Raw genomic sequence first — 11530 nt, 5'->3', positions numbered from 1 at the left:
CGCATCGAAGTCGTCGGCGGCGTCGCCGCCGACGAAGCCGGCGATCTGCTGCGCGCGTTCTTCCGCAAACGGCGCTGAGCGCGCGAAGACTTACGTTGTCATTCGGTGTCATCAGGCCACGGACTGCGCGCTCTGCCCGTTCGGTCCGAACGCGGCGCTGTACGACGACGGCCGCGACGCGGAGCTGGCGCACTGGAACGTCTACGCGACCTCGCAATACGGCAGCATCGGCTATCTCAACACCGATTGGGCCTATCACTATTTCCGCGGCGCCGTGCCGGCCGGCCGCATCAACATCGGCGTGCCGTACTACACGCGCGGCTGGCGCAACGTCAGCGGCGGCACGAATGGACTCTGGGGCACCGCAGTGCAGACCAGCGGCTGCCCGGTTGGCCTGACGAGCTGCGGGCAGGGCGCGCTCGGCATCGACAATCTCTGGCACGACACCGAACTCCAGGCCGAAGTGCCGGCGGGCTCGAATCCGATGTGGCATGCGAAGAATCTGCAGCAGAACATCCTGCCGAGCTATCTCGCGGCTTACGGCCTCGATCCGGTCAACGATCCGAACGACGCGCTGAGCGGCACGTACACGCGCCACTACGACGCGACGCTGGTCGCGCCGTGGCTCTGGAACGCGCAGAAGAACGTGTTCCTCTCGACCGAGGACGAACAGTCGAGCGCCGCGAAGGCCGACTACGTCGCGGACAAGGGCATCGGCGGCGTGATGATCTGGGAACTCGCCGGCGACTACGCCTGGCATCCGGACCGTCGCGGCGGGCAGGGCGAATGGTTCATGGGTACGACCTTGACCGACGTCTATCACCAGCGCTTCCAGACGGCTGCGCCCTACGGCAACCGTCGCTACGCGGCGCCGGCCGTGGCCGGTACGCTCGACGCGACGGTCACCGTCGGCGAGTTCGATCTCGGCGACAGCAATTATCCCATTTCGCCAAAATTGAAAATCGTCAACAATTCGACGACGACGATTCCGGCCGGCGCGTTGTTCGAGTTCGACCTGTCGACGGCCGCGCCGGCGAACTGGACGAACTGGTCCGGCGCGACGCTCGCGGTCGTGTCGACCGGACATGCGGGCAACAACATCGGCGGCCTGGACGGCGACTTCCATCGCGCGCGCCTGTCGTCGAGCTGGAACGCGCTGCCGCCGGGCGGCAGCTTCGAGGTCGAATTCGTCTACTACCTGCCGATGACGGCGCCGACCAACTTCACGGTGACCTTCGGCGGCAATACCTATGCGCTGCGCGACACGACGGCGCCGACGCCGCCGTCGGACATGATTTTCGAGAATTCATTCGGGCCGTAGGGTGGGCCGACCGCAGCGAAGCCCAGCATCGAGGTATCTCCGCAACCAACAACCCCTGACGAAGGAATCGCTTCGGCGAAGGTTCTTCGCGCAGCCACGCCGCGATGTTGGGCTTCGCCTGCGGCTCGGCCCGACCTATGGGATCTTCTTTGCCAGCAACCGATCCAGCTGGTTCGCGAACGCCTGGCGGTCGCGTGCGTGGAACGCGGACGGGCCGCCGGTGTCGACGCCGGCGCCGCGCAGTTCGTCCATGAAATTCCGCAGGCTGAGCCGCTGCGCGATGCTGTCGGCGGTATAGAGCTCGCCGCGCGGATTCAGCGCGAGCGCGCCCTTGCCGATGGCGCCGGCCGCCAGCGGGATGTCGGCGGTCACGACGAGATCGCCGGCTTCGGCGCGCTCGATGATCAGCGCATCGGCCGCATCGAGGCCGCCGGGCACCTGGATCGAACGGATGAAGCGCGACGGCGGCGTGCGCACGTGCTGGTTCGCCACGAGGATCGTCTCCACGCCGACGCGTTCGGCGGCGCGGAAGATGATGTCCTTGATGACGTTCGGACAGGCGTCGGCATCGACCCAGAGGCGCATGGGGAGAGCAGGAAATAGAGGCAAGGGTTTGGAAACTGGAGAAGCCGATCGTTCGCGCATCTCCAGCTTCGACCTGCTTGCCTCCGGTTACTGCTGCTTTCCTTTGGCCAGCTTCAGCCAGGTATCGACGACCGTATCCGGATTCAGCGACACCGACTCGATGCCCTGGTCCATGAGCCACTGCGCGAGGTCCGGATGATCCGACGGGCCCTGGCCGCAGATGCCGATGTACTTGCCCTTGGCCTTCGCGGTCTGGATGGCCATCGACAGCAGTTTCTTCACGGCCGGGTTGCGCTCGTCGAACAGGTGCGAAACGATGGCCGAGTCGCGGTCGAGGCCGAGGGTGAGCTGGGTCAGGTCGTTCGAGCCGATCGAGAAGCCGTCGAAGATCTCGAGGAATTCCTCGGCCAGCAGCGCGTTGGACGGCAGCTCGCACATCATGATGAGCTTCAGGCCGTTCTCGCCGCGCTTGAGGCCGTTCTCGGCAAGCACGTCGATGACCTTGCGGCCTTCCTCGAGCGTGCGCACGAACGGAATCATGACCCAGGCGTTGGTCAGGCCCATCTCCTCGCGCACGCGCTTCATCGCGCGGCATTCGAGCGCGAAGCACTCGCGGAACGACGGATCGACATAGCGCGCCGCGCCGCGGAAGCCGATCATCGGGTTCTCTTCGTGCGGCTCGTAGCGCGCGCCGCCGATGAGGTTCGCGTATTCGTTCGACTTGAAGTCCGACAGGCGCACGATGACCGGATTCGGCGCGAACGCCGCGGTGATCGTCGCGATGCCTTCGGCGAGACGGTCGACGTAGAACTCGACCGGATCGGCGCCGTTGATGCGCTCGTCGATCTTGCGCCGCGTTTCCGCATCCTGACGCGAGTACTCGAGCAGCGCCTTCGGGTGCAGACCGATGTGGCTGTTGATGATCATCTCGAGGCGCGCAAGACCGACGCCCGCGTTCGGCAGCATCGCGAAGTCGAACGCGCGCTCGGGGTTCGCGACGTTCATCATGATCTTGAGCGGCGCCGGCGGCATCGCGCCGAGGTCGGCGGTGATGCGGTCGAATTCGAGCTTGCCGCCGTAGATCATGCCCGTGTCGCCTTCGGCGCAGGACACCGTGACGTCGGCGCCGTCGGGAATGGTGTCGAGCGCGTTGCCGCAGCCGACGACGGCCGGCACGCCGAGTTCGCGCGCGATGATCGCGGCGTGACAGGTGCGGCCGCCGCGGTTCGTGACGATCGCGGCGGCGCGCTTCATGACGGGTTCCCAGTCCGGGTCGGTCATGTCGGCGACGAGCACGTCGCCGGGCTGCACGCGGTTCATGTCGGCGAGCGAGCGGATGACCTTCGCTGTGCCCGCGCCGATCTTCTGGCCGATCGCGCGGCCTTCGGTCAGTACCGGTCCTCTGCCCTTGAGCTGGAAGCGTTCGATCTGCGTGGCGCGCGCGCGCGACTTCACGGTTTCCGGGCGCGCCTGCACGACATAGAGCTTCCCGGTAATGCCGTCCTTCGCCCATTCGATATCCATCGGACGGCCGTAGTGTTCCTCGATCACGAGCGACTGCTTCGCGAGTTCGTGCACGTCGGCGTCGCTGATGCAGAAGCGCACGCGGTCGGCGGCCGGCGTTTCCTCGATGCGCACGCGCTCGCCGGGCGTGTCGGAATAGACCATGCGCTGCTGCTTCGCGCCGGCCTGGCGACGCAGGATCGCCGGGCGGCCCTGCCGCAGCGTCGGCTTGTAGACATAGAACTCGTCGGGATTCACGGCGCCCTGCACGACCATTTCGCCGAGGCCGTAGCTGCCGGTCACGAACACCGCGTCGCGGAAGCCCGACTCGGTGTCGAGCGTGAACAGCACGCCCGACGCGCCGACATCGGAGCGCACCATGAGCTGGACGCCGGCGGAAAGAAACACGTCTTCGTGCCTGAAACCGTGGTGCACGCGATAGGCGATCGCGCGATCGTTGTAGAGCGAGGCGAAGACTTCCTTGACCTTGTGCACGACGTCGTCGGCGCCGGTCACGTTGAGGAAGGTTTCCTGCTGGCCGGCGAAGGAGGCATCGGGCAGGTCCTCGGCCGTGGCCGAGGAACGCACGGCAACCGAGACGTCGGTGCCGCCCGCATCGCTGCAGAGCTTGGCGTAGGCCGCGCGGACCTCGCGATCGAATTCCGGAATCAGCGGCGTTTCGACGACCCAGCCGCGGATCTGCGCGCCGGCGCGCGTGAGTTCATCGACGTTCTCGACGTCCAGCGTCGCGAGCCGCTGCTGGATGCGTTCGGCAAGGCCGCTCTGGGCGATGAACTCCTGGAACGCATGGGCCGTCGTCGCGAAACCGCCGGGCACGGAGACGCCGAGCTTGGCCAGGTTGCCGATCATTTCGCCGAGCGACGAATTCTTGCCGCCGACCTTGCCGAGATCGGAAAGTCGCAGGTTGTCCAGCCAAAGCACCAGGTCGCTCAAGGTAAGTCTCCGGATAGCAGAAGAAATGCGACACCGGGCCCTGCGCAACCCGTCGCGGCGGCGCCCGGCGCAGCCGCGGAATGCGGCGGAGCAGGGCGATGGCGTGCGGCAGGTACGCCGACGGGCGTCGGCGTCGAAAAAGACGGTCAATTTTCCGGGTTCGCGCCACGCGACACAAGTTGTGCGGTGCAATAAGCCGGAATCGGATCGGCATGCGCGGGAGGAATCCGGACGCCCTCGCCGGAACGCGAAGGGTTCGGGCTCGCCGTACCTGCGGGATTGCTCTTGCCGATTCCCGCCCGGCATCGCGTACGCTTGCGCGGACCTCAGGCACAGGGCAGCCCATGCGCAGAACCATCTACTTCGTTTCCGACGGCACGGGCATCACGGCCGAGACCATCGGGCATTCGGTGCTGACCCAGTTCGACGGCATCGATTTCGACACGTTCCGCATTCCGTTCGTGGACGACGAAGCCAAGGCGCAGGCCGCGGCGATCCGCATCAAGACCTGCCACGCGCAGACCGGCCACCGGCCCATCGTCATCAACACGGTCGTCGATCCCGCGCTGACCGAGGTGCTGACCAGCAGCGGCGCGCTCATGGTCGACGTGTTCGCGCCGTTCATCGGTCCGCTCGAACAGGAGCTCGGCACGATGCGCGCTCGCCATGTCAACAAGGCGCACGGCCTCGTCAACTTCGCCGAGTACGAGGCGCGCATCAACGCGACGAACTACGCGCTGTCCCATGACGACGGCGTCTCGACGAACTACGCCGACGCCGAGATGATCCTCGTCGGCGTGTCGCGCTCGGGCAAGACGCCGACCTGCCTGTACATGGCGCTGCACTATGGCGTGAAGGCGGCGAACTACCCGCTGACCGACGACGATCTGGACAAGATGGAACTGCCGGCGCGCCTGCGGCCGCATCGCGACCGCCTCTATGGCCTCACGATCGATCCGCAGCGTCTTGCGCAGGTGCGCGAGAACCGCCGCCCGAACAGCCGCTACGCGACGCTGGAGCAATGCCGCTGGGAACTCGCGCAGGCCGACAAACTGTTTCGCCGCGAGAACATTCCGGTGCAGAACACGACGCACACGTCGATCGAGGAAATCGCGAGCAAGATCCTCTCGGCGCTCGGCATCGAGAAGCACATGTTCTGAACGCTGCGTTGCGGCCGCGCACTGCCGCTCGGTGGTCGCGCCGAGGTTTTTTCGCGGCGAGGGCAAAAAAATCCGGCGTTGCGCCGGAGCCCCATCGTAGCAGTTCCGCGGCGGCAGCGGGCAGTCTGGTCGTGTCGCGGGCCGCTGCTATGATCGGCCGCATGAGCAATGTCGTCGACAGACCGCTGAAACTGTTTCCGGGCCGGTTCGCCTACCTGATGGGGCTGTATGCGGAAAACCATGGGCGCCTCGTGCGGCTGTTTGCGCCGCAGCGGCTGGAACCCGGCACGTATCTGTCGTCGATCGACGACGGTCTCGACGTGCGGCTCGACCTGATCGAGCAGCACCGCTATACGGTCGAGCTGCGCCTGAACTACATCCTGCGCCGCAGTCCCGAAGGCGAACTCGCACCGTCGGCGTGGCTGCGGCTCTATCAGGACGCGCATCTGGCCGAAGCCACGCACTGCCATCCGGGTCGTCGTCTGATCGACGTACTGGGGCCGTATCCGCCGGCGCCGACCGTGTTCCAGCATCGCCTGCGCATGAATGCGTTTCTGACGCGCTGGCTCGAATACCTCGGCGAGCAGGGACATTCGGTCGGCACGCTGCAGCCGATGCCGCCGGACGGACTCGCGCCGCTGCGCCGCCGCCTGGGTTGAACCGGAGTCGGAATCCAAAGACGCGGGCGGAACGCAGACAAACAGAAAACCCGCCGTGAGGCGGGTTTCTTGTCAGACAACAAAAACCCCGCCATAGGCGGGTTTTCTGATCAGCTGGCGGAGTGGACGGGACTCGAACCCGCGACCCTCGGCGTGACAGGCCGATATTCTAACCGACTGAACTACCACTCCATTGACACTCAACACTTCCTTTTGTTGCTTTTGCTCCAACTTTCACTTTGGAGCGGAACGCATCCTGCGTTCCTTTTTGATTGGCGTCCCCACGGGGATTCGAACCCCGGTCGCTACCGTGAAAGGGTAATGTCCTAGGCCTCTAGACGATGGGGACGTAACCTTCGAAACGCGTTATTTGTTTTTTACCGCGTACCGCACTTTCGCTTGACGGGTGGTGGAGCTAGTCGGGATCGAACCGACGACCTCTACAATGCCATTGTAGCGCTCTCCCAGCTGAGCTATAGCCCCCCGTCGAGAGGAGCGGAATCTTAGGGAGCGAGCCCTTCAGCGTCAACCCCTTCGATGAAATTTTTTTTGCGGTGTCCGCACACGGCGCCGCTCTTGCCGGCGCGGCGTGCGGCACGGTAATACGATCGCATGCACGGAATCGAATTCCTCAAAGACCTCGCGGTCATCATGGTCGTCGCCGGGTGCACGACTCTGATCTTTCATCGCCTGCGACAGCCCGTCGTGCTGGGTTACATCCTGGCCGGCGTGCTCATTGGGCCTCACACGCCGCCGTTCGCGCTGATCACCAGCGAGGAGACGATCCGCAGCTTCGCCGACCTCGGCGTGGTGCTGCTGATGTTCTCGCTCGGCCTGGAATTCAGCCTGCGCCGACTGCGCGAAGTCGGCGTCGCCGCACTGATCGCGACCGGCGTGGAAGTCATGCTGATGCTCTGGGCGGGCTACGAACTCGGACGCTGGTTCGGCTGGCGCACGATGGATGCGCTGTTCCTCGGCGCGATGATGGCGATTTCCTCGACCATGCTCGTGCTGCGCGCGCTGCATGAGGCCGGGCAGAAGCAGGAACGCTTCGCGCGCCTCGTGTTCGGAATCCTCGTCATCGAGGATATCTTCGCGATCGTGCTGATTGCAGTCCTCTCGGGCATCGCGATCAGCGGCGCGGTCGAGCCCGGACGGGCGCTGGCCACGCTCGGCCGGCTCGGCCTGTTCATCGTCGTGGCGCTCGTGCTCGGCCTGCTGCTGCTGCCGCGGCTGGTCGACCACGTGGCCGCGTCGGGCCGCAGCGAAATGCTGCTGGTCACCTCGCTCGGCATCTGCTTCGGCGCCGCGCTGCTTGCCGAAGCGGCCGGCTTCAGCGTTGCACTCGGCGGCTTCGTCGCCGGCGCGATCGTTGCCGAAGCCAAGTCGGTCAAGCGCGTCGAGCATCTGATCGAGCCGGTACGCGACATGTTCGGCGCGCTGTTCTTCGTCGCGATCGGCATGCTGATCGACCCGGACCTGCTGATCCGCTACATCGTCCCGATCGCGCTCGTCACGGCCGCGGTCATCGTCGGCAAGACGCTCGCGGTCACGTTCGGCGGCGTGATCGCCGGCAACGACGGCCGCACGGCGCTGCGCGCCGGGCTCGGGCTCGCGCAGATCGGCGAATTTTCATTCGTGATCGCCGGCGTCGGGCTCGCGAGCGGCGTGACCAGCGATTTCCTCTATCCGATCGCAGTTGCCGCGTCGGTGTCGACCGCGTTCGTCACGCCGTACCTGATGCGCTCGTCGGACCGTATCGCCGAGCGCACCGACGCACTGCTGCCGCGCAAGGTTCGCGCGCTGATGATCGCCTACCAGCACTGGATCGCGGGGCTGCGGCCCGAGGAAGACAACGCCGCGATCGCGCAGATGCTGCGAAGGCTCGTGCTGCACATCGCGATCAACATGGCGCTCGTGGCCGCCGTGTTCCTCGGTGCGGCGTGGCTCAAGCCGCGCATGCTCGAATGGCTGCCGCAGTGGACCGCCGGCGAGACCCTGCGGCGCAGCCTGCTCTGGTCGCTCGCACTGTTCGTGTCGATGCCGATGCTCATCGCGGCCTATCGCAAGGCCGACGCGCTCGGCATGGTGCTGGCCGAGCTCGGCATCCGGGACGGCGTGGCCGGCGCGCGCACCTACGCGCTGCGCCGCGTCCTCGGCAAGATGATTCCGCTGGCCGTGCTCGTCATTCTGGCCGTGCTCGTCATGGCGCTGGGCTCGGCAATCCTGCCGTCGCTCGGCGTACTCGTGCTGCTGCTGCTCGTTGCGGCCGCGCTCGCCGCGTTCCTCTGGCGCTCGTTCGTACAGGTGCATGCGCGGCTGCAGACGACGCTGCGCGACGTCATGCAATCGACGCCGGAATCGCGCGCCGAAACACCACCCTGAACGTGTATAGTCGTTCGCATGGCGCGCTTTTGTCGCACAGCGGGACAATCGCCAGCATGCCCGATTCGATTCGACTGAAACACGGCACGCAATGGCTGCGCCGGCAGAGCGAGCTGTTGCATCTGCTCGCAAGCGGCGCGCCGCGCGAACGCATGGTCGGCGAGCTCGTCGAACTGTTGAGGCTGCAGTTTCCGGGCGCTGCGATCGCCCTCTCGGTGCGGGTCGACGGTGAAGTATTCCGCTGGAGCGAACGCGGCGACGCGATGAAGTCGGCCGAGGCCTGCGAAGGCGGCGGGAGCATGGTCCGGGCCGTCGGCGGCAGCGACGACTCTGCCTGGGTGCCGGGACCGGACTGCTGGACCGAGCCGCTGCACGACGTCGACGGACAGCGCATCGGCGAGCTGCACATGCTGGCCGGGAACGGTGCCGATATCGACGCGGCCGGCGCGTCGCTGCTGCGCGTCGGCGCGACGATCGCCGAGCTGATCTTCCAGCGCGATTCGGCGCTCGTGCGGGTTGCGCAGGGACGCGAGCTCTACCGTTCGCTGCTCGACAACCACCCCGACGCCGTGCTGCACATCGATCCCGACGGCCGCATCCAGAGCGCGAACGCGGTAGCTCACCAGTTGTTCGGACGCAGCGGCGAGGAACTCGTCGACGAACCGGTCGCGAGCCTGTTCGACGAACAGACGCAGGCCGCGCTCGCGCTGCGGCTGCCGTCGGTGCTGCGCGGGATCGCCCAGTCGATGGAAGCGCAGGCGCCGCGCCTGGACGGCGCGCGCGCACGCGAACTCGAGCTGATCCTCGTGCCGCCGCGCGGCGCGGCGCGCAGCCGCGGGCTGTTCGTCATCGCCCATGACGTCACGCGGCTGCGCGCTTCGGAGCGCGCGCTGCGGCGCACCTACGAACAATCGCTGTCGCGCCGCGACCAGTTGCTCGAACTCAGCGCGATCGCGATCGACAGCGCGGCGATCGACAGCGTCGACGGTCTGGCGCTGCAGCTCGCGCGTTCGATGCTGACTGTCGCCCAGGCCGATTTCGTGCGCCTGAGCCTGCGCTCGACGGCAGCTCCGCTGCCGGGCGCGCGCGAAGCGCTCGTCGTACTGACCCAGCCCGACTTTGCGGAACACGCGCGGCACCTGCCATTGTCGCTGCGCGCGCGGGCGCGCGATCTGCTGGAACCGCAGCGCGCGCACTGGGCCTCCGACCAGGTGCGCGGCCACTGGCTCGGCATGAGCCTGCGCGGCGACGACGACGTCGAGATCGGCACGCTCGAATGGTTCAGCCGGCACGACGGCGCATTCGACGACGACGACGCGGTGCTGCAGCTGCAGTTCGCGCGCATCGCGGTCAGCAATGTCCAGCGCATCTGGCTGCAGCGCGACCTGCGCGAAGCGGAACGCGGCATGGCGCATCAGCTCGCCTTCGTGCGCGCGATGACCGCGAGCATCGGCGAAGGGCTCTATGCGATCGACCGCGACGGCCGCCTCACGTTCATGAACCGCGCCGCGAGCGACCTGCTGGGCTGGCATCCCGACGAGCTGCAGGACGGCATCGTCGAGAGCCGCTTTGCCGTGCCCGACGCCGACAGCACCGCGCCCGCGATGCATGCCATGCAGCTCGACAGCCGCATGGCCGACAGCCGCGACTTCATCGCGCGCGACGGCCGGCGCATTCCGGTCGAACTCGTCGCCTCGCCGCTGCATCTCGACGACCGCACGACCGGCGCCGTCGTCGTGTTCCGCGACGTCAGCGAGCGGCTGCGCGCCGAACAGGCGCAGCTCGAACGCGACCGCTTCTTCGCACTGTCGCTCGAGCTGTTCGTGATCGTCGACACGCAGGGGCGGCTGTCGCAGTTCAATGCCGCGACGACGCGGCTCGTCGGCCGCAGCGCCGAGGAAATCGCGATGCAGGACTGGCGCGCGTTCGTGCATCCCGACGACATCGGTTCGACCGAGACGGTGATGTCGCAGCTGATGACGCTGGGCTCGGTCGACGGCTTCGTCAATCGCTGGGTCGATGCCGGCGGCGGCGAGCACTGGCTCGAATGGACGGCGTCGCTGACGCCGGACCGGCGCATCTTCGCGGTCGCGCGCGACATCACCGAGCGGCGCCGCTACGAGAACGAGCTCGCGCACTTCGCGAGCCACGACGCGGTCACCGGTCTGCCGCGCGTCGAGCAGGTCGAGGCCTATCTCGCCGCGGCGCTCGCCGCGGCGGCGTTGCGCGGCAGCCGCGTCAGCGTGTTCTATCTCGATCTCGACCGCTTTCATCTGATCAACGACACGCGCGGCCACGCGATCGGCGATCAGGTGCTGCACACGGTCGCCGAGCGGCTGCTCAACGCGGTGCACGAACGCGGCACGGTCGCGCGCATCTCGGGCGACGAATTCCTGATCGTGCGCGCCGACGAACATGACGGCATCGATCAGCAGGAGCTCGGAGAATCGCTGCGGCTCATGATCGAGCGTCCGATCAGCCTCGGCCAACAGCAGGTGTTCCTGACCTGCAGTGTCGGCGTCAGCTGCTTCCCGGAAAACGGCACGACGGCCGGCGAGCTGATCCAGCAGTCGGAAGCCGCGATGATCAAGGCCAAGGACGAGGGCCGCAACACGGTCGCGTCGTTCTCCAACGAGCAGGCGCAGGCGCTCAAGGACCGGCGCGAACTCGGGGCAGGACTGCGCGATGCGATCGCGAACGAGGAACTCGTTCTGCATTTCCAGCCGCAGATCGGCGCGCACGACTGGCAGGTGCGCGGCGTCGAGGCGCTCGTGCGCTGGAACAGCCCGCAGCACGGGCTGCTGCCGCCCGGGCGTTTCATTCCGGTCGCCGAGGAACTCGGCATCATCGTCGAGCTCGGCCAGTGGGTGCTCGAAACCGCCTGCCGCAAGGCGCGCGAATGGCTCGACAACGGGCTTGCCGATTTCACGGTCGCCATCAACGTCTCGGCGCTGCAATTGCAG

The 11530-nt window shown here is 66.8% G+C and carries 7 protein-coding genes and 3 tRNA genes; 5 read left to right on the top strand and 5 right to left on the bottom strand.

The annotated features are described in order from the left end of the window. Positions 1 to 1321, top strand: a 1321-nt coding sequence (locus VLF18_RS11040; protein ID WP_325279674.1) for a chitinase C-terminal domain-containing protein, incomplete at its 5' end; no start/stop codon positions are given. Between the two features lie 135 nt (positions 1322 to 1456). On the opposite strand, the gene VLF18_RS11035 is transcribed toward VLF18_RS11040, so the two are convergent. Together VLF18_RS11035 and ppsA are read right to left on the bottom strand one after the other, a co-directional pair. Next, positions 1457 to 1906, bottom strand: coding sequence for a YaiI/YqxD family protein (locus tag VLF18_RS11035; RefSeq protein WP_325279673.1), 450 nt, complete (start codon positions 1904 to 1906; stop codon positions 1457 to 1459). Positions 1907 to 1993: 87 nt separating this feature from the next. Next, the gene (ppsA, locus tag VLF18_RS11030; RefSeq protein WP_325279672.1) at positions 1994 to 4363 is read right to left on the bottom strand and encodes a phosphoenolpyruvate synthase; all 2370 of its coding nucleotides are present in this window, start codon (positions 4361 to 4363) and stop codon (positions 1994 to 1996) included. A gap of 344 nt (positions 4364 to 4707) precedes the next feature. Here ppsA and ppsR point away from each other — a divergent pair, with 344 nt between their 5' ends. Both ppsR and VLF18_RS11020 read left to right on the top strand, forming a co-directional pair. Continuing rightward, complete coding sequence (ppsR, locus tag VLF18_RS11025; RefSeq protein ID WP_325279671.1) at positions 4708 to 5523, top strand: posphoenolpyruvate synthetase regulatory kinase/phosphorylase PpsR; 816 nt, start codon at positions 4708 to 4710, stop codon at positions 5521 to 5523. A 161-nt stretch (positions 5524 to 5684) separates the two neighbouring features. Then, positions 5685 to 6182, top strand: coding sequence for a DUF1249 domain-containing protein (locus tag VLF18_RS11020; RefSeq protein ID WP_325279670.1), 498 nt, complete (start codon positions 5685 to 5687; stop codon positions 6180 to 6182). Positions 6183 to 6297: 115 nt separating this feature from the next. Here the strand turns inward: VLF18_RS11020 and VLF18_RS11015 are convergent. The 3 genes from VLF18_RS11015 to VLF18_RS11005 form a co-directional block, all read right to left on the bottom strand. Then, positions 6298 to 6374, bottom strand: a tRNA-Asp gene (locus tag VLF18_RS11015). An 81-nt stretch (positions 6375 to 6455) separates the two neighbouring features. Then, positions 6456 to 6531, bottom strand: a tRNA-Glu gene (locus tag VLF18_RS11010). Between the two features lie 58 nt (positions 6532 to 6589). Beyond that, a tRNA-Ala gene (locus VLF18_RS11005) sits at positions 6590 to 6665 on the bottom strand. 129 nt (positions 6666 to 6794) lie between these two features. Here VLF18_RS11005 and VLF18_RS11000 point away from each other — a divergent pair. Beyond that, positions 6795 to 8567 (top strand): cation:proton antiporter, encoded by a 1773-nt coding sequence (locus VLF18_RS11000; RefSeq protein WP_325279669.1) that lies wholly within the window; start codon positions 6795 to 6797, stop codon positions 8565 to 8567. 56 nt (positions 8568 to 8623) lie between these two features. Then, on the top strand, positions 8624 to 11530 hold a 2907-nt coding region (locus tag VLF18_RS10995), incomplete at its 3' end, for a PAS domain S-box protein (RefSeq protein ID WP_325279668.1).

The sequence above is a fragment of the Tahibacter sp. genome (assembly GCF_035481375.1).
GTDB lineage: Bacteria > Pseudomonadota > Gammaproteobacteria > Xanthomonadales > Rhodanobacteraceae > Tahibacter.
Note: the sequence above shows the minus strand (reverse complement) of the source record. Positions and strands in the feature narration are given on the sequence as shown.